Raw genomic sequence first — 23,851 nt, 5'->3', positions numbered from 1 at the left:
TATGGCAAATTTATATTTAGTTTCACTTGGATGTAATAAAAATCTAGTTGATAGCGAGATTATGCTTGGAAGGCTAAGTGCGTATGATTTAGTAGATGATCCTAGCTTAGCTGATGTAATGATAGTAAATACCTGTGGCTTTATAGAAGATGCTAAAAGCGAAAGCATAAGTACAATTTTAGAGCTAGCAAGCTATAAAAAACCAAATTCAGTTTTAGTAGTTACTGGCTGCTTAATGCAAAGATACAAAGATGAGCTTATGCGTGAGTTGCCAGAGGTAGATATATTTACTGGCGTTGGAGATTATGCTAAAATAGATGAGATAATCCTTAAAAAACAAAATCTATTTAGCCCAGAAACATACTTGCAAGCAGCCAATACTAAAAGAGTAATTACTGGTTCAAGCTATCACGCATATATCAAAATCTCTGAAGGTTGTAATCAAAAATGTAGCTTTTGTGCAATTCCTAGCTTTAAAGGAAAGCTAAAAAGTAGAGAAATTTCAAGTATTGTTGATGAGATAAAAGAGCTAGTTAGTAGAGGATATAGCGATTTTAGCTTTATCGCACAAGATATCAGCTCATTTTTGCGTGATCATGGAGAAAATGAAGGGCTTATTGCTCTTATAGATGAGGTTGAAAAGATAGAAGGGGTAAATGCAGCTAGAATTTTATATCTATATCCTACAACTACTAACGCAAAACTAATTCAAAAAATTATTGACTCTAAAGTATTTGTAAATTACTTTGATATGCCTATACAGCATATAAATGATGAGATGCTAAAGATAATGCGTCGTGGCGCTAATAAAGATAAGATAATTGAGCTTTTGACAATGATGAGAGAAGCACCTAATAGCTTTTTGCGTACTGGAATAATAATAGGCCATCCAGGAGAAAAAGATAGCTATTTTGATGAGCTTTGTGAGTTTTTAAACAAATTTAAATTTGATAGAATCAGTGCATTTGCCTACTCTAAAGAAGAAGATACCCTAGCCTATGAAATGGAACAAGTAGAGCCAAAAATCATCACTCAAAGATTAAATAAGATTGAAAAGATTATAAAATATAGCATTGATGAGAGCTTTAAAAGCTTAGTTGGAAATACTATCAAAGTACAAATTAATGGCACAAGTAGCGAGGGCGATATGTTTTATGGTGCTAAGGCGTTAATTTGGGATAGAGATATTGATGGCGAGATCTTAATCAATGATAGCCAAATTCAAGCTCCTAAAGTTGGGCAAATTTATGATTGCCAAATCACAGAGTATGTCAAAGATAAATTAATTGGGCAGATTATTTGCGATTAGAACTTCAATATTTAAAAGATAAAAAGTCTCTACTAGCATTCTCTTATGGCGTTGATAGTACGGCACTTTTTTATCTTTTAAAGAGTGCTGGAGTGGAATTTGATTGCGCAATGGTTAATTACCAAACTCGCCCTAGCAGCCTAGATGAAGAACTAAGCGCAAAAAAATTATGTGATAAATTCGATAAAAAGCTATTTATTTATAGAGCAAATTTAAATCTTACAAACTCAAATTTTGAAAAAACTGCAAGAGATATTAGATATGATTTTTTTGCTCGCACTATGTGTGAGTTTGACTATGATACTTTGATATTGGCTCATCAGTTAAATGATGCCTTAGAGTGGTTATTAATGCAATTAAGCAAAGGTAGCGGTACTGTGGGATTAGCTGGAATGATGCCTCATAGTAAAAAAAAAGTTGAATTTCAAAATATAAGTAAAGATATAGATATAGTGCGTCCGCTTTTAGGAGTGAGTCGTAATGAGATTTTAGAGTTTTTACACTCTGAAAATATCAAATACTTCATTGACTCATCAAATCAAAATCTTAAATTTGCTCGCAATAAAATTAGAGCTGAATTTAGTGATGAGTTTATGAGGCAGTTTTCTAGTGGTATTAAAAAAAGCTTTGAACTTTTGCGAAATGATGCAAGGCTATTACTAGGGGAATTTGAGTATGATAATGGCAATATTTTTGTAGTAGCAAAATCACCAAATTCAATAAATTTAATCGATCAAGCTTGCAAAAGATTAGGTGTATTAATGAGCCAAAAAACAAGACAGCTTTGCACTCAAAGTGATTGTGTGGTCTCACACAAGGTTGCTATAACTTCAAATCAAAACTACTACTTCATCGCTCCATATATTAAAACTATAATGGATAAGAAAATAAAAGAGAAATTTAGAATATTAAAGGTTCCTATTTTGCTTCGCCCATATCTTGCGATGAATCTCAATCAGCTTAACGCTCTTGATAAATTTTTACAGTAAAGCTCGTCTCTATATAATCACCTTTTGACTCCATTTGGATAGGAAAATCCACCTTTATAAGGTTATCATATGTATTCATATCAGCAATAAAATCATATAGATTTTGAGGACTTTTCATTGTAGCACTTAGACTAGCCTCGCTAATCATATATCTAGGATCAGTATCGATAGCTTTAGCTCTTGAGAGATATAAATTATTAAAATACTTTCCAGCAACACTAATAAATTTCATCTCATTAAAGCCATTTTTTAGTGCATTTAAAGCTCTTGTATTTTGTAAATTCAAATTCTCATATATAGATAAATTTTCATTATAGAGTTGATTTATTTTAGCTAAATTTATCTCTTTTTTACTATTTATCTCTATAGCTACTTTATGCTTATCAATAATTGGTATAATAACAGCAAAACTAATAACAAGTGCAAATGCCACAAAAATTAGACTAAAAATAGCTAACTTAGTAAGATCAATACTCTCTAGACTTCTATCAATTCTCATCAGTCAAATTCTCCATCTGTGTAGCGTCTATTTTATTAATGCTTACAAAATTATACCATCCATTTGGTAGTTGATAAAATGTTGTATTAGATACTGCAAATATAGACTTTAAAGGCGCTTCAAATAATAATTTAAAATGATCTTTTGTAGGCGTTACTCCTTTTATTTTAAGCAGTTCATTATCCAAATATACACTATTTAGCGTTACTCCATCAGGCACAAGATTAAATAAATTCATCAAACTCTTATTTAAAATTGCATTTTTATTATATATATCTAGTGTCATATCTCTTTTTATTAAAGTTATTTTAGTCTGCTCTTTTATACTATCAATGGCTTTCAATTTTTCATCATATTGAGCTTGTAAATCTTGAGAATTTGAATTTACAATATAAATTTTTACACCTAAAAATATCGCCCAAAAAATAGATAAAATACTAAGTATAATCATCGCCCATAGCCAAATCTTAGTAAAAATAGAAAATAAAGGCTTGATTTTTGGCTTAATAAAACTATAACTCATTGCAAATCTCTTTAATCATCATATTATTTAGCAGTTTATCGATATCTTTTTTATAAACTTTACTCTCAATCATTAACTCATTTTCAGCCATTATCAAAAATTCATTATCCAAGTTAAGCCCATCAAAGATCACTACTTCTTCGATGAAATCACCAGCATAAACTTCATTTTGATAATACTCATTAATTGCTAGCTTGATATTGCTAATTAGCGTAATCTCTTTACCAATATCTCTTACGCTATCTTCTAAATTTTTATTAACTCCATCAATATCTTCTTGATGAATATCTTCAAAATCATCTTTATCTAAATTCTGTTCATCAAAATCCTCAAATGAACCAATATCTCCTAGATTATCAAGCTGACTTAGTCTATCTTGTTCTTCTTCAATGATATTATCTAAATCTGCACTCTCTTCTTTGCTAAATACCTTATCATAATAATCAAATCCGTCGCTCTCTTTTCTTGTATCAAAATAAGCGCCAAATTTCATCTTGTTTCCATCAAATATCATAATAGTATTACTATCATCCATATTTAATAAATAGAGAATTTTACCATCTTTTGGAGATTCTTTTATAAGGGAGTGTAAAATAGCAAACGGAGAATATATTAAATCTGGTTTTAGCCCACCTAGCGACTCTTCGAAATTAGCTAATTCGCTATCTGGTACTACTATACTCCAGTCATCTATTGTAATCTTATCAACTAGGTTATACTCTATATTAAATTTTTGAAATTCACTAGCATTAACTGCTGGCAAAGCCCATTGTTTAGAGCTATTTAGCATAGCGGCAAAATACACAGAGTGGTACTTTTTTGCTCTTTTTTTAAGATAATCTGTAAGCTTAGAATCAATTACCCCATTAGTAATATCAAATATAGCTTCATTGCTATTTATAATCTTATCACCTTTAATAGCGCGTGAAAATAGATAGCATTGATTATCTTTGATCACAATACTAACATACAAAGTAGTCAAAAATCCACGAATCCAAGAGATCAAACCAGACATATTAAACCTTAAATTTTGAAAATTTTAGCTAATTTAGCTTTAAATTCAGATTATACTATCCACCTCATCAAATTTTTTAACTATTAAATTTTTTGCTTCTTGTATATTTAAGCCCTCAAGACTAAACTCACTACTAATATAATATGTTAGCTTGCTAAATGGCTTTGGCAAAATCATCTTATCCCAGCTGTTAAACTGCCAAAATTTACTTGCTTTATAACTTAAAACTACTACATTTACACCAGTTTTTTGAGCTATAGTTACTGAACCATCGCTGATACTATGCCTTGGGCCTCTTGGGCCATCTGGAGTTATTACTACATCAACTCCATAATTAATAGATTTTATAGCTGATAAAAATACCTTTAAAGCACCTTTTGATGAGCTACCTCTAATAGAACCAATACCAAAATGTTTTATGATATCAGATATCATCTGTCCATCTTTATGATCTGATATCATTACATTTGCTTTTCTACCTTGCCAACAACTATCAAATATAAAAGGCATAAAAGCCAATTTTTCATGCCAAAAAAGAGCTACAACAGGCTTGCTTTTAGGCTGGTTGCCTATAAATTCTTTTTTACAGGTTAAATATATTAGTTTAATTAAAAAAACTAGTAAATTCTCTATAATTTTATTAGCCAATTTACCCTTAAATAATCTGGCCATTTAGCACCATTCTTCGTGGCTGAGTGATTTTAACCTTAGCAAATTTGCCTAAAAACTCCTCACTACCCTTAGCTTGAACTAAAAAGTTATTATCCGTACGGCCTGCTATCATTCCATCAGCCCTAAGCTCTTCAAAATAAACTTCATAAACCTGACCCATCTTAGCAGCTACAATCTCATCTAAAATTTCATTATGTCTAGACTGTAAGCGTGTGAGCCTAGCCCCAGCTATAGCATCATCAATTTGATTTGGCATAGTAGCTGCTGGAGTTAGTGGGCGAGCTGAGTATTTAAACGAAAACACCTGCTCAAATCTTACCTTTTCAAGCACATCCATCGTATCTTCAAAATCTTCATCACTCTCACCAGGAAAGCCTACTATGATATCAGTAGATATACTCACATCAGGACAGAGCGATCTAAGCTTATTAGCACGGTCTAAGAACCACTCCTTAGTATATCCACGCTTCATAGCTTTTAATATTGCTGTGCTTCCACTTTGTAGTGGCATATGCATAGATTTACAAATTTTAGGATTTGAGCTAAACTCGCGTAAAAATTTATCATCCATATGCAAAGGATGCGGACTAGTAAAGCGAATTCTCTCTACACCATCAATTTGACTAATTAAATTCAAAAGATCGCTAAAATCTATCTTTTGTGCATTAGAACTACTAAATCTTTTGCCATAATTATTTACATTTTGACCAAGCAAAAATATCTCTTTTGCTCCGTTTTTAGCAGCTTTTGTAATCTCATTTAAGATTATATCTTTAGGGATACTAATCTCATCGCCTCTAGTGTGCGGAACAATACAATATGTGCATTTTTTATCACATCCTATCATAATATTTACAAAGCTCTTATATGGACTGGTTCTAAACTCGCCAAATGCATACTCACTCTCATCATGATTGATATCTACACTAACAAATTTAGGTGTTTTAACTGCGGTTTTAATCTTTGATACATTTCTAGCCCCAAGAACAAAATCTACATATGGAGCGCGTTTAAACACATCAGAACCAAGATGGCTAGCAGTACATCCACATACTCCTATTTTAGCACCTGGCTTTTTAACCTTTTCAAATCCACCAACTTCACTAAAAAGTTTATGAACAGGCCTTTCGCGTACTGAACAAGTATTTATAAGAATTAAATCAGCATCACCAATCTTATTAGTAGTCTCATACTCATCATTAAGCTCAGCTATGATATGTTCAGTATCCCTAACATTCATAGCACATCCTAATGTCTCTATAAAGAGCTTTTTCTTGCTATTTTCTCCACTCAAAGTATATGCACCTCATACATATAATCATTCTCATCTAGGCCATATTTTACCGTGCGGTGATATACGCTTAACCCTTTATTCTCAAAATGCTCAACTAAGGCAATAAGCTGCTTATGTGAGTTATCACGATCAAAATAGAATATCTTTCCGCCATCTTTTAACGCGGCACTCTCAATCTTTTCTAAGCTAATTGTTTTTGGTTTTGCATCTAATTCAGCTCTAGCTAATTTTAACTCCATTTTTATCCCTTTTTGAGTGATTTTAACTCAACATTGTACCAAATTTGCTATAAAATTTCGTTTAAACCACTAAGTAGAAATATATTTAAAGTTTATAAAAGCTTATATAGGATAAAATACTAGCCTTGCAAATTTTAAATCTCAATAATTTATTATTTTGACAAACTAATCACAAAAGGCATTTTATGGAGAAGATATCAGATATAATTGAGTCAATCGCTCATGAGAAAAATTTAAGCATTGATGATGTAAAAGCTAGAATTTTAAAGGCTTTTGAATCAGCTGCTAAGAAGCTTTATGGTTCTGAGTGCGAATATGAAGCTATGATAAATCCAGATACAAAAAATATAACCCTATATCAAAAAATCCTAGTTGTAGATGAAGATGATGAACGCCTAGATGATGAGCATTTCATCAGCCTTGATAAAGCTCACGAATTTGATAAAAGCCTTGAAATTGGAGATAGTCTAAACTATGAAATAAATATAGAAGATCTAGGTCGCACGGCTGCTGGAACGCTTAGCCGTGAGATAGAGTATCATATCCAACGCCTAATAGAAGAGAAAATTTTTGAAAAGTATAATGCAAAGGTTGGCTCACTTGTATTTGGTTCAGTTACTCGTGTTGATTCTGAAGAGAATACATTTATTGAAATTGATGAGATTAGAGCTGTAATGAGTATGAAAAACCGCATCAAAGATGAAAAATTTAAAATTGGCGATGTTGTAAAGTGCGTTATCAAAAGTGTAAGGCTAGATAAAAAAGATGGTATTAAAGTTGAGCTTTCTCGCACATCACCTAAATTTCTTGAAGCACTTTTAAAAGCTGAAGTTCCTGAGATTAAAGATGGTGGCGTAATTATTCAAAATAGCGCTAGAATTCCTGGTAAAAAAGCCAAAATTGCCCTATATTCTACTACCCCAAATATCGATGCAGTTGGTGCAACAGTAGGTATAAAAGGCGTAAGAATCAATGCTGTAAGCAATGAGTTAAATGGTGAAAATATAGACGCTATTGAGTATAGTAATGAACCAGCTATTTTTGTAGCACGCGCTTTAGCTCCTGCTATAGTAAGCTCTGTAAAAATAGATGGACAAAAGGCTATAGTATCACTAGTACCTGAACAAAAATCAAAAGCAATTGGTGCAAGTGGTATAAATATCAGACTAGCAAGTATGCTAACAAAATATGAGATCGAATTAGAAGAGTTAAATAGCACAGCTCAAACAAACCAGATAAATAATGAAGAAGGTCTAAAGAATTTAAAAGCCTTATTTGGCGATCTTTAAAAATAGAATTCGGCCTAGCCGAATTCCTATATCCATAAAATTACTTAATTCCAAGCTCTAAAGCTAAAAATTTACCCGTATGTGAGCCACTTTTTTCATATCCTTTAGCTAGTTCTATTGGACTACCCTTAGCAATTACCTTGCCACCTCCTGCTCCACCTTCAGGCCCCATATCTATAATATAATCACAATTTTTAATCACATCTAAATTATGCTCTATTACTATAACTGAATTTCCCAATTCAACCAAATGATGTAAAACTCCAGTAAGTCTATCAACATCAGCAAAATGCAATCCAGTTGTAGGCTCATCTAAGATATAAAGAGTAGAGCCAGTATCAGTGCGGCTAAGTTCTTTGGCTAATTTAATCCGTTGGGCTTCACCACCGCTTAAAGTAGTAGCTGGCTGACCCAAAGTAAGATAGCCAAGACCGACTGAGCAAATAGTGCTAAGCTTAGAATGAATTTTAGGAACTTTAGCAAAAAACTCTAACGCTTCATCAGCGCTCATAGCCAATACTTCAGATATGTTTTTGCCTTTATATCTTATCTCTAAAGTTTGAGCATTATAGCGAGTGCCTTTACATACATCGCATATTACATTAATATCAGGTAAAAAGTGCATCTCAACCTTTATCTCGCCCTCACCGCTACATTTTTCACATCTACCGCCTTTGACATTAAAGCTAAAGCGTCCGATTTTATACCCTCTAATCTGAGCCTCTTTAGTCGCTGCAAATAACGCCCTTATCTCATCCATCACGCCTGTATATGTAGCCGGATTAGAGCGTGGGGTTCTGCCTATTGGACTTTGGTCTAAATAGATAACCTTATCTAGCTGATCTAAGCCTTCTATTTTAGCACCCTTTAAAGCTTGAAATTTTTTAGCACGATTTAGCTCTATCTCAGCGGCTGGCAAAAGAGCTTTAAGCACTAATGAACTCTTGCCACTACCACTTACTCCAGTTACACCTACAAGATTACTAAGTGGAAATTTAACGCTTAAATTTGATATATTGTTTATAGTTACTCCACTTAAGCTTAGCCACTGTTTTTGTTTTCTGCCTTGATAGTAATTAATATCTTTTTGACCATTTAAATATTTTGCTGTTTGAGTTTGACTTGCTAATAACTCTTTATATGTACCATTAAAAACTACATTACCACCATAAACTCCAGCTCCAGGGCCAATATCTACTATATAATCAGCAGCTTCAACAGTCTTTTTATCATGTTCTACTACAATTACTGTATTGCCTTTTTCTTGCAAATTTCGCAAGGTTTTAATCAGCTTTAGAGTATCTCTTTCATGCAATCCAATGCTAGGCTCATCTAATACATACATAACCCCACTTAGCCCGCTTCCTATCTGACTAGCGATTCTAATACGCTGCGCCTCGCCACCACTAATAGTACGCGCATCTCTACCAAGACTAATATATCCAAGCCCTACATCATATAAGAAAAATAGCCTTTCATTTATCTCTTTTAAAATTGGAGTAGCTATTAGAGTTTGTTGAGGATTTAGGTGAGCAAATCTATCATTATTACTAAAAAATTTAGTAGCGTTTTCTATGCTCATGTTAATAATATCGCCTATTGATTTAGACGCTACTTTAACAGCCAAACTATCGCTACATAGCCTATTGCCTTTACAGCTTTCACAGACTTTTTCAGTCATATACTCGCTAAAATCTTTATCATCTTTTAATATCTCATATGCAACTTTTAGCACTCCTTCAAAGTGCTTTTTAATTCTATGGCGTTTCCATAAAAAATCAATACTTTTTGCATTGCCATATAGTATTAACCTTTTAGCATCTTCATCGAGTTGGCAATATGGTGTTTTAACACTAATATCATTTTGTTCGCAAAATGCCATTATGAATTTATAATAATAGCTTTTATTAAATCCATACATTACCTTAACAGCACCATCTTCAATACTTAAACTATCATCTATTATCTTATTTAAATCTAAACTAAAACGAATTCCAAGCCCATCACAGCTAGGACATGCCCCCTTAGGCGAGTTAAAACTAAAACTAAGCGGCTCAAGTGTATTAAAGCTAATTTTGCAATTAAAACAAGCATTGTGTTCGCTAAAGTGAATATGAGAACTCTCTAGCCCTATTTCATCAGCATTTAAAATTTCAATTTCTAACTCACCAAAACTTTCATAAAGCCCTTTTTGAACATCATCTGCAATTCTTGCACTATTTTCTTCATTTACTACAACTCTATCTATAACAGCTTTTATAGTATGCTTTTTAGTCTTTGATAGTTCTATCTCTTCATCTAATCGCACCATCACACCATCTATCATCGCTCTTATAAAGCCCTTATTTGCAAGACTCTCTAATGTATCAGCAAAACTACCCTTTTTCTCTCTTACAATAGGTGAAAGAATTGTGATTTTAGCGCCATTTGGGAGTTTAAGAATTTGATCTATAATATCACTTGCACTCATTTGAGATACTACTTGATCGCATTTGGGGCAGTGCTGAATACCTATTCTAGCATATAAAAGTCTTAGATAATCATAAATTTCAGTAATCGTTCCAACTGTAGAGCGAGGGTTTTTACTAGTGCTTTTTTGATCAATTGCTATAGCTGGGGTTAATCCTTCAATATGATCGACATCTGGCTTGCCAACTCTATCAAGAAATTGTCTAGCATAGCTTGAGAGAGATTCTATATATCGTCTTTGACCATCAGCATATAAAGTATCAAATGCAAGCGTACTCTTACCGCTTCCACTAAGACCAGTAAATACCACTAATCTGTTTTTTGGAATATCTAGGTTAATATTTTTTAGATTATGCTCTTTAGCACCTCTAATCTTAATCATTTCATTCATCTTTAATCCATATTTTAAATAAAACCTTGGATTATATCTAAAATTTAATAATAAGATATTTATCTAATTATAAAATCCAAATTTAACACTATTTGAAATTTCTAAACAAGATGGCCAAAGCGTGTAAAATCTAATACCTTTATACTCTAATTCAATCTTATAAAATAGTCCGATAAAACTCTTGCTTATTACATTTGCCTCAAACTCTCCGCCCATATAAATTTCTGAATAAGCAAATATATTATTGCGAGACTTAATCCAATCAAAAAACTTATCTTGAGATGTTAAATCACTATGTATATAATTCAATCCACCTAGCATTTGAGCGCTTTTTTCATCTTTTACACTATAAAAAAGCTTATTTGGAGTACCGATATCTAAAATTTTACCACCATCAATTAAGGCTATTTTATCACTTAAATAATAAGCATCGTCAATATCATGAGTAACAACAATAGCAGATAAACCCTCTTTTTGAATCATCTCTTTTAATTCTACTCTTAATGCTTGCTTTAACCCTTGATCTAAATTTGAAAATGGTTCATCTAAAAGTAGTAATTTAGCACCAGCAGCAATTGCCCTAGCAAATGCAACTCTTTGAGCTTGTCCTCCTGAGATTTGATCTGGCTTTTTATCCTTTAGTCCTTGTATACTAAATTTAGCCAAAAGCTCATTTATTTTATCATCTGCTTCTTTTTTGCTTAGTTTATTTAGAGCAAAAGAGATATTATCATATACGCTAAGATGAGGAAAAAGGGCATAATTTTGAAACATAAATCCAACATTTGATCCACATCTTAACTCATCGTATTGACTATTTTCTAATTTAGCAATACATCTTAAAAGCGTACTTTTTCCACTTCCACTACTACCTAAAATAGATAAAATTTCATTACTTTTAAGACTTAAATCAATCCCTTTTAAAACCTCATTTTGACCAAATTTTTTATGCAAATTTCTAATTTCTAGCACGTTTTGCCTTTATAAATATATGGGTAAAAATCAATACAAATAACGATAATACCACTATCATTAAAGATGGTAATGCACTATCATAAATTCTCTCATCAGTAGCGTACCAAAACGCCTTAACACTCAATGTCTCAAAACTAAATGGCGATAACATACGAGTAAGTGGTAATTCCTTAATAGTATCTATAAATACAACTAAAAACGAGAGCAAGAAAAACTGCTTTAATAGCGGCATATATAGCTTTATCATTAATATAAAATAGCTTGGGCGTAGCATATATCCAGCCTCATCAATAGATGTATGAATTTTAGCAAAACCACCATCAATAGAGTATATAGCAGTAGCTAAAAATCTAACTACATAGGCAAAAATTAAAACGCTAAATGATATTCCTAAAATTGCTACATTAAAAATCTCACCTATAAATGCAGCTGCTATCATAAGACTTACGCCAATAGCAGCCCCTGGAATAGCATATCCTACTGAACTAGCCTTAAGTATCCAAAAGCCAAATTTTCCACCTTTGCTTACTCTTGCTACAAAACACAAAATAAATGCCAAAATAGTAGTAACAAGCCCAGTAACTCCAGCTAAAATAAGCGAATTTAAACTCAAAATATAAAAATCAATTTCAAAAAGCTTATAATCTTTAAGCCCCCAATATCCAAGCCATATAAATGGCAATATAAATCCTATAAATAATATTATAAAACAATATAGAGTTGCTATTATGGATTTAAATTTGCTAAGATCTCTTTTTTGAATAAACTCACTAATATCTTGATTAAAGCTAAATTTACTCTTTTGACGCTCTTTATACTCTACATACATAAGAGCAAAAACACAAAGCATTAAAATTGCTGAAAGCGCACTTGATGAGTATGGATCTCCAAGATCATACCAAGTTTTAAAAATCCCTGCACTAAATGTATCTACCCCAAGATATGCACTAGCTCCATAATCGCTTAAAACCTCCATAAGTACAAGCATAAGCCCAGCTATAATGCTTGGCATAGCTATCTTAATGCTAACTTTATAAAATATCTTAAATTCGCTATATCCATGTATTTTTCCCACTTCATAAATAGCCATTGATTCGCTCTTAAAAGCTGACTTTGCAAATAAATATACATATGGATATAAAGATATACTAAGCACAAAAATAACGCCATAAATATTAAAAATATCGATTCTAAAACCAAATATACTTTCAAACTCAGCCCCATAATCCATAATTCCAACATAAACAAAAGCCAAAATATAAGCTGGAATAGCAAGTGGTAAAATTAGTAAATTTTCTAAAATTCTAGAGAGATAAAAATTATAATTACTAATCAAATAAGCCGTAGAAACGCCCAAAATATAACAAATTATTAGCACAAAAAAGGCCACTATAAATGTATCTTTAACAAATCTAAAAAATAAAAACTCAAAAAAGTGGCTTAAATTTCCACTAATTTGAGCTAGTCTTGACTCATCACTACTAGCAAAAGCCTCAAATAGATATGAGCCAAATTCAATAAAAATACTAATAACAGGAACAACAACTAAAAAAGCTATAAAAAGCCCAAGGGTCTTTATAGCTTTTGTTTTATCTCTCATCTAAATCCTACTTCATCATAGATAAGCACTGCATCTTTTACATTATCTGCGATTTTTGATACTTCTATGCTATCTTCTTTAAATTTACCAAATGATTTAACTACATCTGAAGGTTCTACATCACTTAACAGGAACAACAACTAAAAAAGCTATAAAAAGCCCAAGGGTCTTTATAGCTTTTGTTTTATCTCTCATCTAAATCCTACTTCATCATAGATAAGCACTGCATCTTTTACATTATCTGCGATTTTTGATACTTCTATGCTATCTTCTTTAAATTTACCAAATGATTTAACTACATCTGAAGGTTCTACATCACTTCTTGCTGGATACTCATAGTTGATATTTGTTAGCATTGATTGAACCTCTTTGCTTAGCATAAACTCCATAAATTTCTTAGCTGCTTCTTGGTTTTTGCTTGATGCTGTCATAGCAATTCCGCTTACATTAATATGCGCACCACGGCCATCTTGATTTGGGAATATTATACCAATTGAGTTACCTACTTCTACATCTTTTGGATTTTTAGATGTTCTTAGAAGTCCTATATAATAAGTATTCATAACAGCATATGGAGCTACACCAGATACCATCTGTCTAGCTTGGTCTCTATCGCCACCTTTTGGAGGCATTGCTAAATTATCCAATACTCCTTTAGCCCATTTTTTAGCCTCTTCTTTGCCATCATTTGCAATAATTGAAGCAAGTAATGTTTTAGAGTATGCAGCCGTAGCGCTTCTTACTAAGATTTTACCTTTTAGTTCAGGTTTTGCTAAATCTTCATAATTTTTTACCAAATTTGGATCGATTTTAGCATTTTTATCATATGCGATAATTCTTGCTCTTTTAGTAATAGCAAACCACATATCATCTTTATCTCTTAAATTTGGAGCTATTGTATCTTTTAGAAATTTAGAATCTACTGGAGCTAATACATTTGCATTTTTAGCCTCAGTCAAATTTGAAACATCAGCAGTTATAAATATATCTGCTGGAGAATTCTTACCTTCTAATTGCAATCTTTTAATTAGCTCAGGCGCCCTTGCAGTTGTGTGATTTATCTTAATGCCAGTTTGAGCCTCAAATTTTTTATATATCTCAAAGTCAGCATCATAGTGTCTAGCTGAATATATATTGAGTTCAGCTGATACCAAAGTCGTAGCACCAAGTAGTGCAGCAACGATAATCTTTCTCATCATTTTCTCCTAAAATTTAATTTTGATGGCGAAATATTAGCTATAAGAAGTAAATATTCTGTAAATGATAATAGTTATTAATTTCTAATTAATCAAATTTATTTTTACTAGATTTTAAAATTTATATAAAGCTTATAGTTGAAATTTAAAGCAAAATTATAATAATATGTTACATTTTTACACATATTTATAAAAAATTGTATAAATTTAAATCAAATTTTGCCAAATTCCAAATATTATTGATATAATTCAATTTTAAACAATTTCATAATAAAGGTTAACAGATGTCTAATCCGAACATTCCTGTTGACAAGCAGACAAATGCTGTACAAATCATCGGCCTTATTGGCGGTGTTTTAGCAGCTATGCTTGTTTACTACATTATGCCTAGCGATGCTGGCGAGATCGCTACAGCAGCTGCAAATGGCAAAACTCTAAATATAGATGCACTTCCAGTAGTAGCTGCAATCGCAGTTCTTATGGGTATATGGTGGATGACTGAGGCGATTGCACTTCCTGCTACAGCTCTTCTTCCAATGGTTTTATTCCCAATTCTTGGTGTTGATACATTTAAAAATGCTGCTGCTCCATATGCTAGTGATACTATCTATCTATTTATGGGTGGTTTCGTTCTAGCTCTTGCTATGCAAAAATGGAATCTTCATACTCGTATTGCTCTTGGCATTGTACTTTTAGTAGGTACTAGCCCTAAACGCCTTGTGGCTGGATTTATGATAGCTACTGGCTTTATGTCAATGTGGGTTAGCAATACTGCAACTGCTGTTATGATGCTTCCAGTTGGTCTTTCTGTACTTCATCTAGTAAGTAAATTAACTGGCAAAGATGATGGCACAATAGAAGGTGATTTAAGACATCTTGATGAAGTAAGTCGCAAAGGCACTCAAGGCGGAATCGCAAGTGCTGTAATTCATAAAGGCAAAGATGTAGTAAATGAGATCAAAGCTAGAACTAAAGATTATACTTCAAATTTTGGTATTGCTTTAATGCTTGGTATTGCGTATGCTGCTTCGATTGGCTCACTTGGAACGATTATTGGTACGCCACCAAATGCACTTTTAGTAGCTCATATGAAAAATGAATTTGGTATTGAGATCGGATTTGGTGAGTGGATGCTGATGGGTGTTCCACTAGCTGTAATTATGCTAGCTGCTTGTTGGGCACTTTTGGTTTATGTATTATTTAAACCTGAAATTGATGAGATACCAGGCGGCAAAGAAGTTATTCAAGCAGAATACAAAAAACTAGGTTCAATGAGTAGAGCTGAGTGGTTAGTTGGTATAGTATTTGTACTTGCAGCACTTTGCTGGATATTCCTTGGATTTATATTTAAACACTATGGTATTAAAGTATCAAGCCTAGATTCAGTTATAGCAATGAGTGTTGCTGTATTGCTATTTATTATCCCTGCAAATTCAAATGGGGAAAGATTAATTGATTGGGATACTGCTAAAAAACTTCCATGGGATATTCTAATCCTATTTGGTGGCGGTCTAGCACTTTCAGCTCAATTTAGCAAAACTGGTCTTAGCCTATGGATAGGACATCAGGTATCAGCTCTTGGATTTATGCCGATTATATTAATTATATTAGTTGTTACAGCTCTTGTTATATTCTTAACAGAGATCACATCAAATACAGCTACAGCTGCTGCATTCTTGCCAGTAATTGCTGGTGTGGCAATTGGTCTAGGGTATGAGGGTGAAAGCGTAATGCTATTTACAATTCCAGTTGCACTTGCTGCTACTTGTGCATTTATGCTACCAGTAGCTACTCCACCAAATGCTATTGCTTACGGCTCTGGTTATGTCAAAATAAGCAATATGATCAAAGCTGGTCTATGGCTAAATATAATAGGAATATTCTTAATTACACTAACAGTTATATTCCTTACAACTACAGTATTTGGACTAAGCTTATAATTTTTTAGCTAGGCGAATTCGCCTAGCTACCTCATCTAAATTTAATACACTTTTTAAATCCAAGATTATTATCAACATAATTTTAATATTTATAAATTACATATTGTAATAAATATACAAATTTAATTAATAAATTTAATAATTTCAATAATCATTTAGAAAAAAATATGATATAATTATAAATTATGTAATAACATTATAAAAATTAATAAGATAGAAAGATTAAGGTATGAAAATTTTACTTTGTATCTTTGTATTTGTTATAATAGGCTTTGCAAAGTGCCAACTAGTGCAAAAATCTAGTAATGATATAAATAGCGTAGATGTTAGCCAAACACAAGTAGCATATAGTAATCTAAAAAATTTATATATAGCAGATCTTAAAACTTACAAAATCCTATCTTCAATGGATGTAAAATCTGATAAAATCAATGTAATTAAATTTAATAATTCAAATCTTATAATTGGCCTAGATAGTGGCTATGCTATACAAATTAACCCAAGGGGGGGGGTTAAATCAATCCTAATTGACCCGACAAAAACCAATATAATAGATGGCATTACATCTATAAATTTTATTAAAGATAAGATTATATTTACTCTTGGCAATGCAACTTTAATAATCTATGATACAATTAATAATATATATAAAAAATCAAATTTAAACCTAAATTCAAAGATAACTACTACACATATAATTGGCAACGCTCTTTATATCGCTAGTTTTGATAGAAATATATATAAAGTTGAATTAGATACACTAAAAATTGACAAAATTATGCAAACATCAAATTTACCAACTGCAATGATGGATTTAAATCAAGAACTAATCATAGGACTAATAGATGGCAATATAATCTATAAAGATAAAATTTATAAAATCTCAAACAACCAAATAAGCACAATAAAAATTTATAAAGATAATATTTATATTGGCGATTGGGATTCAAATTTATATATTTATGATTTAAATCTAAATTTAAAAAATAGTACAAAAATCGGCTATGATTCAATTTTGGATATATTTATTAGTAAAAATAGCCAAGTTATACTATGGAATAGTGCTATTTTTTCTTGTAATTTTGGTATTGAGTAATTGATACAAATTCTATAAAAGGAGAGCTTTATGTATAGTTTTATCAAAAAGCCATTAGTGCTTGGCGCTGGCTTATGTTTGAGCTTATCTAGTCTTTTTGGTGCTAGCGAGCTTGAAACTATCATGAAAGAGCGTAACTTGAGTGAGAAGGATATTTTAGCTGCGGCTAAAACCTATCAACCAAGTGGACGCAAAGACGAATATATCGTCTTTAGTTCTGGCGGTCAAAGTGGTCAAGTAATCGTATATGGTGTTCCATCTATGAGAATCTATAAATACATAGGTGTATTTACTCCAGAGCCATGGCAAGGTTATGGCTACGATAATGAGAGTAAAGCTGTGCTAAAAGGTGGAGCTATTAGGGGTAAAGATATAACTTGGGGTGATACTCACCATCCAAATTTCACAGAAAAAAATGGTGAATATGTGGGTGATTATCTATTTATCAACGATAAAGCAAACCCAAGAACAGCTGTAATCAATCTTCATGATTTTGAAACCACTCAAATCGTGGTAAATCCAATCATGAAAAGTGAACACGGTGGAAGTTTTGTTACTCCAAATACAGAGTATGTAATCGAAGCTAGCCAATACGCAGCTCCATTAGATAATAATTATCATCCAATCGAAGAGTATGAGTCTGTATATAGAGGTGCGATTACATTTTGGAAATTTGATTATCCAAAAGGTAAAATTGATGAAAAAGCTTCATTTTCACTTGAGCTTCCTCCATATATGCAAGACTTAAGCGACGCTGGTAAGGGTGAATCAATGGGTTGGGCATTTACAAATAGCTTTAACTCAGAAATGTATACTGGTGGTATTGAAAAGGGTCTTCCTCCATTTGAAGCTGGTATGAGTAGAAATGATACTGACTACATGCATATGTATAACTGGCAAATTCTAGAAAAGCTAGCAAAAGATCCTAAAAATTACAAAATAATCAACAATCACAGAGTTATTCCTATTAGTGTAGCTGTAGCTAATAATGCACTATTTTTAGTTCCAGAACCAAAATCTCCACACGGTGTAGATGTAAGCCCTGATGGTAGATATATCCTAGTAGGCGGAAAGCTAGATACTCACGCTAGCGTATATGACTTTAGAAAGATGAAAGCTTTAATAGATAAAAAAGAATTTGCAGGTAAAGATCCTTTTGGAATTCCAATTTTAGATATGCAAAAATCTTTGCATGGTCAAGTAGAACTAGGCCTTGGACCACTTCATAACTCTTTTGATTCTAAAGATGGCGTGGTTTATACCTCACTATATGTAGATAGTCAAATCGTAAAATGGGATTATAAAAAGCTAAAAACTCTAGATAGAGTAAATGTCCATTATAATATCGGACACCTTGATACAATGGAAGGTAAATCTGCTAAACCTATTGGAAAATATGCTCTAGCTCTTGATAAATTATCAATTGATAGATTTAATCCAGTAGGCCCACTTCATCCACAAAATCACCAATTAATCGATATAACTGGTGCAAAAATGGAGCTAATCTATGATATGCCAATTCCTCTTGGAGAACCTCATGATGTTATCTCAATTGCAGCTAGTAAATTAAAACCTGCAATGACATACAAAATGGGTACAAACTCAAGAACAGGTGAGCAATCAGAAGGTATGACATTAGCAGGCCAAGAAAGAATTGAAAGAAATGGCAAAAATGTAACTGTATATGCTACTCTTGTTAGAAGCCATATAAATCCTGAGCATATAGAAGTAAATAAAGATGATAATGTTACTATCTATCTAACTAACTTAGAAAGAGCTCAAGATGAGACTCACGGCTTTGCAATTGACTTATATAATGTTCATGCATCTATAGAGCCTGGTAAAACTGCAAGCGTGAATTTCAAAGCTGATATGGAAGGCGTATTCCCTTACTACTGTACTGAGTTTTGTTCTGCTTTACATCTAGAGATGATGGGATATCTATATGTCAAAGATCCTAAGAAAAAATATGAATCAGTCAAAAAAGCAAAACTAAAAGAGTTAAGCCCAGCTCAATTAGAAGCTGAATACAAAAAAGTAATCGCTACAAATAAAGCAACTGATGATGTTATCCAAAGTGTTGTAAAATTCCTAAAAGAGAAACACTTTGAGAAATATCCAAAAGTTAAACAACTTGTTGAAGATGCACTAGATCAATATGGCAAAATTCCTGAAGTAAAAGCAAAAGCTGATGAAGCTTATAAAAAAGGCGATGTCAATGGCGCTATTCTTTGGGAGTATCAAGTATGGCAATATATGGTTAAAACTGCTGATGTTGGTCTAAGAGCTAAAAACAACCTAACAAAAGCCCTTGCTACACCTATGACAGCTGTGCAAGCTCGTGGTGAAGAAGCTTATTTAAAAGGCGGATGTAATGGTTGCCATGTTATTGGCCAAGTAAGTTCAGGTCCAGATTTAACCGGTGTTCTTCTAAGACATGAAAATGCTGAACAATGGGTGTTTGATTTTATTAAAGACCCAGCTAGCAAATATGAAGAAGATTATGTTAAAGCTATGATTAACTTCTTTAATCTAAGAATGCCAAATCAACATATGACTGACCAAGAGATCAAAGATATAATTGAGTATCTAAAATGGATCGATGAAAATGCTGGATTGTATTAAAATTTAGCAAATGGGGCGGAGATTCCGCCTCATTAATTAAATTTATTATCCGCCCAGATGGACTGATAGTAAATTTAATTAAAGGAGTAAAAATGAAAAGGTATCAACTCTATACCATACTAGCTCTAATTTTAATGACTGTGGGATTTACTATTCCTGTAATTGCATATCATGGTGTAGCCAATAAGATTAAAAATGGTGCTGAGATTCCAAGTTATGTATATCCAATCTATAATCTCTACACTAAAATTCAATATAAAAATCATCTAATGGCACCAGAAGTTAGAAATGATTTAGCAAAAATGATAGAAACAAGATCTGAAATTGGAGTACCAAGCCTCCCTATATGGTATGTATCTTTAGAGGCTCCTAACTATCCTAAAGAGGCCTTTCCAGATGGAATTCCAGTATATTTTCATGTAGATGGTTATAGTGGTGATGTGCATGAAATGAATACTATAAACCACTATATAGGTATGTATCCTATGGAGCATGGTGGCAATGTAGAAAGAGCAATTGCGCCATACTATTTGCTTATTGCAACTATCTTTATGTTGCTATATCTATACTATAACGGCAAAGGAAATTCGCTATTACTAATCCCTACAATTATCGCTCCAGTACTATTTATGAGTGCATTTACTGGCTGGCTATACTGGTATGGTCATAATATGCAAGAGTGGGGCGCATTTAAGATTAAACCATTTATGCCAACAGCTCTAGGCGATGGTAAAGTGGCACAATTTACCACTCATTCATATCCTACCATAGGATTTTGGGTTATGATTGCTATGAGTGTTTTATCGATTTTAGCAATATTTTCTAAAAATAAATATCTTAAGGAAAATGCGTGAAAAAACTCTGCCTAATAGCTCTACTATATAGCTTTACTTTTGGAAATGACCTACAAGATGCTATAGATAGTGCAAGTAGTGGAGATATAATAGAGCTTGGCAGTGGAGTTTATAGTGGTAATATCATTATAAATAAGCCAATTACTATAGATGGAAAAGATAAAAGTGCGATAATAAAAGGCGATGGAAAAGGCGATGTGATAAAAATCACAAGCCCAGGAGTAAAGCTATTAAATTTAACCATAGAAAATAGCGGAAACTCCCACACTACAATAGATTCAGCCATAAGCTGCGATAAAGCAAATAAGATTGAGATTATAAATAATATTATTAAAGATTCGCTTTTTGGTGTTAATTTTAAACAGTGTAATGACTCTAAAATAGTTGATAATTATATCACATCAAAGCCAGTTGATTTAGGTCTTAGAGGTGATGGAATTCGTCTATGGTATAGCCATGATAATATAATACAAAATAATCATCTATACAAAAGCAGAGATATGGTTGTATGGTATTCTAGTAATAATAAAATTCTTAAAAATTATGGCGAATATGGCAGATATTCACTACACTTTATGTATGCTGGAAAGAATTTAGTTGAAGAAAATATATTTAAATACAACTCTGTTGGTATATTTTTTATGTTCTCCTCAGGAACAACTGCTAGAAAAAATCAAGTTTTAAACTCTACTGGTGCCTTTGGAGTTGGTATTGGTATGAAAGATACTAGTGATTTTATAATACAAGATAATATATTAGCCTATAATGCTAGAGGATTATATCTAGACCAATCCCCGTTTCAACCAGGCACTACAAATGTTTATGAAGATAATCAGATACTATATAACACAGTTGGAGTTCAATTCCATGCTACTCAGCATAAAAGCATATTTAATCGTAATGATTTTATAGGCAATATGGAAGTCGCTATAAATGATACTCCTGGTTCTAAAATTGATATAAATGAGTGGAGTAATAATTACTTTGATGATTATGCTGGATTTGATAGAGATAAAGATGGAATTGGTGATATAGAGTATAAGAATTTTACCTATCTTGACTCACTTTGGCAATACTATCCAAATTTAAGACTATTTTATGGAAGTGCTATTATGAGTATTTTAAACTTCATCTCTAAACTCGCCCCATTTTCTGAACCAGAGCTATTAATCACAGATACAAGTCCGCATATGGAGCCATATCATGAATAGAAGAGAGTTTAGCATTTTTAGCATTGCTGCGATTGGATGTGCTGCTGGTAGTGGAGTTTTAATAAATAAATTCTATGAACCAAAACTACACCTTAGACCACCAGGAAGTGTTAAGAATTTTGAATCTTTATGCATCAAATGTGGCCAGTGTGTTCAAGTCTGTCCATATCATAGCATTGAACTTTTGGGGCTTGATGATGGGATAAATTTAGCCTCAGCATATATCGATCCAAGCAAAAGAGGCTGCTATCTATGCGATCTATTTCCTTGTGTATTAGCCTGTCCTAGTGGTGCACTAGACCATAGTATAAACTCTATAAAAGATGTTAAAATGGGAGTTGCTGTAGTAAGAGATATACAAAAATGCTATGCAACGCTAAATAAAAATGTAAGTCAAGATGATATTAGCATCTTACTAAATCGCCAAACCTATAACCAAAGAGAGAGCGATGCTAAAAAGATTATAGAAGATAATATTGATAAAAGCTGCTCATTATGTGTAAATTCTTGTCCAGTTGATGAGGCTATAAGTTTTATACAACTAAATGAAAAAAAGGTTGTAAAAATAGAGTCAAATTGCGTAGGATGTGGAGTCTGTCAAGAGGTGTGCTTTGCTGGAGTGATTGAAATCTTACCACAAAAAAGCTATAGCGAAATTTATGAGGAATCAAAATGAAAAAGTCAATTACGATTATACTAAGTGCAATAATACTTATAGGATGTTCAAGTGAACAAAATATTAAAAACGATCCGCAAGAGTCAAACAAAACAGCTACTACAAACTCAATTACAATCAAAAAAGGTAGCAGTGCTAATCAAACAAAATCTGATGAATGGGTCGTATATGATATAGATGGAAAGAAAAATATCAAATTTGGAGTTGGCGAATCAAATGAAACTACAAAATCTATTGGCGCTATTGCCTTTACTAGGCCACCACTTCAAAGTATAAATAAAGCCTTACTAAGAGGCCAATTAAGTAAAAATTTCATTACCAAATGCTCAGCCTGCCATGATGATTACGCTAATGGAATCATTGGTCCATCGCTATTAGATAAGACAAGCGAGCAGATATATGATATGATAATTGCATATCGCACTAAAACAAAAGCCAATATATTAATGGCAGATCTTGTAAAATCAATGGATGATAAAGAGGTGGCAGATATTGCCAATGAAATTAGCCAATTCAATGAACAATTTAGGAGTAAAAAATGAATATAGGCAAAGTAATAGCTCTATTTTTGGGCGGTTTGATTGTTGTTTTAATGCTTTTTATGTTGTTTAGCTCTGATAGCCCAACTCAAGCAACACAAGAACCAGTAAAAAATGAACCAAAGCCAGTTACGCAAACTACTAGTAGTTCAAGTGAGTTTCAAACAAGCGATGAGTTAAATAAGATTAAAGAGTTAAAGCAAAGCGTATCTGTAAGCAGCGATGGAGTAAGCAAGCTATATTTACAAAGTTGCGCACCATGCCATGCTAAAGATGGCTCTGGAATCTTAGCTCCATCAATCATTGGCAGAAGCAAAGAAGATATTTTAGCTAGATTAAATGAGTATAAAGCTGGTAAAATACCAAATAGTTTAATGGAAGGACTTTTAGATAATGTCAGCGATGAGAATTTAACAATTCTAGCTGAAGAGATATCTAAATTTAAATAAA

The 23,851-nt window shown here is 32.5% G+C and carries 22 protein-coding genes; 11 read left to right on the top strand and 11 right to left on the bottom strand.

Annotated features, from left to right (window positions below; genetic code table 11):
* Position 1: 1 nt before the first annotated feature.
* Both rimO and tilS read left to right on the top strand, forming a co-directional pair.
* On the top strand, positions 2 to 1,309 hold the full coding sequence (gene rimO, locus CVIC12175_RS01925; RefSeq protein WP_086257370.1) for a 30S ribosomal protein S12 methylthiotransferase RimO: 1,308 nt from the start codon (positions 2 to 4) through the stop codon (positions 1,307 to 1,309).
* Entirely contained in the window at positions 1,300 to 2,298 is a 999-nt protein-coding gene (tilS, locus tag CVIC12175_RS01920) for a tRNA lysidine(34) synthetase TilS (protein WP_086257369.1), read from the top strand. Before rimO ends, tilS begins: the two co-directional genes overlap by 10 nt.
* On the opposite strand, the gene CVIC12175_RS01915 is transcribed toward tilS, so the two are convergent.
* Genes CVIC12175_RS01915 through CVIC12175_RS01890 form a run of 6 tightly spaced genes read right to left on the bottom strand, consistent with a single transcriptional unit; the run spans position 2,270 to position 6,540 of the window.
* Entirely contained in the window at positions 2,270 to 2,797 is a 528-nt protein-coding gene (locus CVIC12175_RS01915) for a hypothetical protein (protein ID WP_086257368.1), read from the bottom strand. The genes tilS and CVIC12175_RS01915 overlap by 29 nt on opposite strands.
* On the bottom strand, positions 2,787 to 3,320 hold the full coding sequence (locus tag CVIC12175_RS01910; RefSeq protein ID WP_086257367.1) for a hypothetical protein: 534 nt from the start codon (positions 3,318 to 3,320) through the stop codon (positions 2,787 to 2,789). The genes CVIC12175_RS01915 and CVIC12175_RS01910 overlap by 11 nt, the downstream gene beginning before the upstream one ends.
* On the bottom strand, positions 3,310 to 4,335 hold the full coding sequence (locus CVIC12175_RS01905; RefSeq protein WP_180380653.1) for a hypothetical protein: 1,026 nt from the start codon (positions 4,333 to 4,335) through the stop codon (positions 3,310 to 3,312). Before CVIC12175_RS01905 ends, CVIC12175_RS01910 begins: the two co-directional genes overlap by 11 nt.
* A 45-nt stretch (positions 4,336 to 4,380) precedes the next feature.
* The gene (locus CVIC12175_RS01900) at positions 4,381 to 5,007 is read right to left on the bottom strand and encodes a lysophospholipid acyltransferase family protein (protein WP_086257366.1); all 627 of its coding nucleotides are present in this window, start codon (positions 5,005 to 5,007) and stop codon (positions 4,381 to 4,383) included.
* Positions 4,991 to 6,301, bottom strand: coding sequence for a tRNA (N6-isopentenyl adenosine(37)-C2)-methylthiotransferase MiaB (gene miaB / locus CVIC12175_RS01895; RefSeq protein WP_257789268.1), 1,311 nt, complete (start codon positions 6,299 to 6,301; stop codon positions 4,991 to 4,993). Before miaB ends, CVIC12175_RS01900 begins: the two co-directional genes overlap by 17 nt.
* Complete coding sequence (locus CVIC12175_RS01890; protein ID WP_086225084.1) at positions 6,298 to 6,540, bottom strand: HP0268 family nuclease; 243 nt, start codon at positions 6,538 to 6,540, stop codon at positions 6,298 to 6,300. The genes miaB and CVIC12175_RS01890 overlap by 4 nt, the downstream gene beginning before the upstream one ends.
* A gap of 185 nt (positions 6,541 to 6,725) precedes the next feature.
* On the opposite strand from CVIC12175_RS01890, the gene nusA reads away from it, so the two are divergent.
* Positions 6,726 to 7,829, top strand: a complete 1,104-nt coding sequence (gene nusA, locus CVIC12175_RS01885) for a transcription termination factor NusA (protein ID WP_086248625.1) — start codon at positions 6,726 to 6,728, stop codon at positions 7,827 to 7,829.
* 40 nt (positions 7,830 to 7,869) lie between these two features.
* Here the strand turns inward: nusA and uvrA are convergent, their stop codons facing one another.
* From uvrA to CVIC12175_RS01865, 5 genes are all read right to left on the bottom strand, one after another.
* Complete coding sequence (gene uvrA / locus CVIC12175_RS01880) at positions 7,870 to 10,689, bottom strand: excinuclease ABC subunit UvrA (RefSeq protein ID WP_086315817.1); 2,820 nt, start codon at positions 10,687 to 10,689, stop codon at positions 7,870 to 7,872.
* Between the two features lie 63 nt (positions 10,690 to 10,752).
* Positions 10,753 to 11,661: an ABC transporter ATP-binding protein gene (locus CVIC12175_RS01875; protein WP_086255837.1), complete on the bottom strand. Its 909-nt coding sequence runs from the start codon at positions 11,659 to 11,661 to the stop codon at positions 10,753 to 10,755.
* Complete coding sequence (locus CVIC12175_RS01870) at positions 11,648 to 13,264, bottom strand: ABC transporter permease (protein ID WP_086257364.1); 1,617 nt, start codon at positions 13,262 to 13,264, stop codon at positions 11,648 to 11,650. The genes CVIC12175_RS01875 and CVIC12175_RS01870 overlap by 14 nt, the downstream gene beginning before the upstream one ends.
* A complete protein-coding gene (locus CVIC12175_RS08525) occupies positions 13,261 to 13,401 on the bottom strand; it encodes a hypothetical protein (protein ID WP_180384193.1) in 141 nt (46 codons plus the stop codon). The genes CVIC12175_RS01870 and CVIC12175_RS08525 overlap by 4 nt, the downstream gene beginning before the upstream one ends.
* A 54-nt stretch (positions 13,402 to 13,455) precedes the next feature.
* Complete coding sequence (locus CVIC12175_RS01865; RefSeq protein WP_086302813.1) at positions 13,456 to 14,460, bottom strand: Fe(3+) ABC transporter substrate-binding protein; 1,005 nt, start codon at positions 14,458 to 14,460, stop codon at positions 13,456 to 13,458.
* Between the two features lie 284 nt (positions 14,461 to 14,744).
* Here CVIC12175_RS01865 and CVIC12175_RS01860 point away from each other — a divergent pair, with 284 nt between their 5' ends.
* From CVIC12175_RS01860 to CVIC12175_RS01825, 8 genes are all read left to right on the top strand, one after another.
* The gene (locus tag CVIC12175_RS01860; protein WP_086302815.1) at positions 14,745 to 16,400 is read left to right on the top strand and encodes a DASS family sodium-coupled anion symporter; all 1,656 of its coding nucleotides are present in this window, start codon (positions 14,745 to 14,747) and stop codon (positions 16,398 to 16,400) included.
* A 229-nt stretch (positions 16,401 to 16,629) separates the two neighbouring features.
* Complete coding sequence (locus tag CVIC12175_RS01855; protein ID WP_086315816.1) at positions 16,630 to 17,496, top strand: hypothetical protein; 867 nt, start codon at positions 16,630 to 16,632, stop codon at positions 17,494 to 17,496.
* Positions 17,497 to 17,526: 30 nt separating this feature from the next.
* Positions 17,527 to 20,121 (top strand): Sec-dependent nitrous-oxide reductase, encoded by a 2,595-nt coding sequence (gene nosZ / locus CVIC12175_RS01850; RefSeq protein ID WP_086255832.1) that lies wholly within the window; start codon positions 17,527 to 17,529, stop codon positions 20,119 to 20,121.
* 92 nt (positions 20,122 to 20,213) lie between these two features.
* Positions 20,214 to 20,975 carry a cytochrome C gene (locus CVIC12175_RS01845; protein ID WP_086256951.1) on the top strand — a complete coding sequence of 254 codons (762 nt, stop codon included), beginning with the start codon at positions 20,214 to 20,216 and terminating at the stop codon, positions 20,973 to 20,975.
* Positions 20,972 to 22,186: a nitrous oxide reductase family maturation protein NosD gene (locus CVIC12175_RS01840; protein WP_086302821.1), complete on the top strand. Its 1,215-nt coding sequence runs from the start codon at positions 20,972 to 20,974 to the stop codon at positions 22,184 to 22,186. The genes CVIC12175_RS01845 and CVIC12175_RS01840 overlap by 4 nt, the downstream gene beginning before the upstream one ends.
* Positions 22,179 to 22,862, top strand: coding sequence for a 4Fe-4S dicluster domain-containing protein (locus CVIC12175_RS01835; protein ID WP_086256953.1), 684 nt, complete (start codon positions 22,179 to 22,181; stop codon positions 22,860 to 22,862). Before CVIC12175_RS01840 ends, CVIC12175_RS01835 begins: the two co-directional genes overlap by 8 nt.
* Positions 22,859 to 23,404 carry a c-type cytochrome gene (locus tag CVIC12175_RS01830; RefSeq protein ID WP_086255829.1) on the top strand — a complete coding sequence of 182 codons (546 nt, stop codon included), beginning with the start codon at positions 22,859 to 22,861 and terminating at the stop codon, positions 23,402 to 23,404. The genes CVIC12175_RS01835 and CVIC12175_RS01830 overlap by 4 nt, the downstream gene beginning before the upstream one ends.
* Entirely contained in the window at positions 23,401 to 23,850 is a 450-nt protein-coding gene (locus CVIC12175_RS01825) for a c-type cytochrome (protein WP_180380682.1), read from the top strand. The genes CVIC12175_RS01830 and CVIC12175_RS01825 overlap by 4 nt, the downstream gene beginning before the upstream one ends.
* The last annotated feature ends 1 nt before the right edge of the window (position 23,851 follow it).

The organism is Campylobacter vicugnae, assembly GCF_002139875.1.
Taxonomy (GTDB): Bacteria; Campylobacterota; Campylobacteria; order Campylobacterales; family Campylobacteraceae; genus Campylobacter; species Campylobacter vicugnae.
This window is presented reverse-complemented; position numbering and strand designations above follow the sequence as displayed.

Excerpts from the sequence above, each read along its gene's own strand:
- rimO (WP_086257370.1), top strand. The coding sequence starts at position 2 with ATGGCAAATTTATATTTAGTTTCACTTGGATGTAATAAAAATCTAGTT.
- CVIC12175_RS01915 (WP_086257368.1), bottom strand. The coding sequence starts at position 2,797 with ATGAGAATTGATAGAAGTCTAGAGAGTATTGATCTTACTAAGTTAGCT.
- CVIC12175_RS01910 (WP_086257367.1), bottom strand. The coding sequence starts at position 3,320 with ATGAGTTATAGTTTTATTAAGCCAAAAATCAAGCCTTTATTTTCTATT.
- CVIC12175_RS01905 (WP_180380653.1), bottom strand. The coding sequence starts at position 4,335 with ATGTCTGGTTTGATCTCTTGGATTCGTGGATTTTTGACTACTTTGTAT.
- CVIC12175_RS01900 (WP_086257366.1), bottom strand. The coding sequence starts at position 5,007 with ATGGCCAGATTATTTAAGGGTAAATTGGCTAATAAAATTATAGAGAAT.
- CVIC12175_RS01890 (WP_086225084.1), bottom strand. The coding sequence starts at position 6,540 with ATGGAGTTAAAATTAGCTAGAGCTGAATTAGATGCAAAACCAAAAACA.
- nusA (WP_086248625.1), top strand. The coding sequence starts at position 6,726 with ATGGAGAAGATATCAGATATAATTGAGTCAATCGCTCATGAGAAAAAT.
- uvrA (WP_086315817.1), bottom strand. The coding sequence starts at position 10,689 with ATGAATGAAATGATTAAGATTAGAGGTGCTAAAGAGCATAATCTAAAA.
- CVIC12175_RS01870 (WP_086257364.1), bottom strand. The coding sequence starts at position 13,264 with ATGAGAGATAAAACAAAAGCTATAAAGACCCTTGGGCTTTTTATAGCT.
- CVIC12175_RS01865 (WP_086302813.1), bottom strand. The coding sequence starts at position 14,460 with ATGAGAAAGATTATCGTTGCTGCACTACTTGGTGCTACGACTTTGGTA.
- CVIC12175_RS01860 (WP_086302815.1), top strand. The coding sequence starts at position 14,745 with ATGTCTAATCCGAACATTCCTGTTGACAAGCAGACAAATGCTGTACAA.
- CVIC12175_RS01855 (WP_086315816.1), top strand. The coding sequence starts at position 16,630 with ATGAAAATTTTACTTTGTATCTTTGTATTTGTTATAATAGGCTTTGCA.
- nosZ (WP_086255832.1), top strand. The coding sequence starts at position 17,527 with ATGTATAGTTTTATCAAAAAGCCATTAGTGCTTGGCGCTGGCTTATGT.
- CVIC12175_RS01845 (WP_086256951.1), top strand. The coding sequence starts at position 20,214 with ATGAAAAGGTATCAACTCTATACCATACTAGCTCTAATTTTAATGACT.
- CVIC12175_RS01835 (WP_086256953.1), top strand. The coding sequence starts at position 22,179 with ATGAATAGAAGAGAGTTTAGCATTTTTAGCATTGCTGCGATTGGATGT.
- CVIC12175_RS01830 (WP_086255829.1), top strand. The coding sequence starts at position 22,859 with ATGAAAAAGTCAATTACGATTATACTAAGTGCAATAATACTTATAGGA.
- CVIC12175_RS01825 (WP_180380682.1), top strand. The coding sequence starts at position 23,401 with ATGAATATAGGCAAAGTAATAGCTCTATTTTTGGGCGGTTTGATTGTT.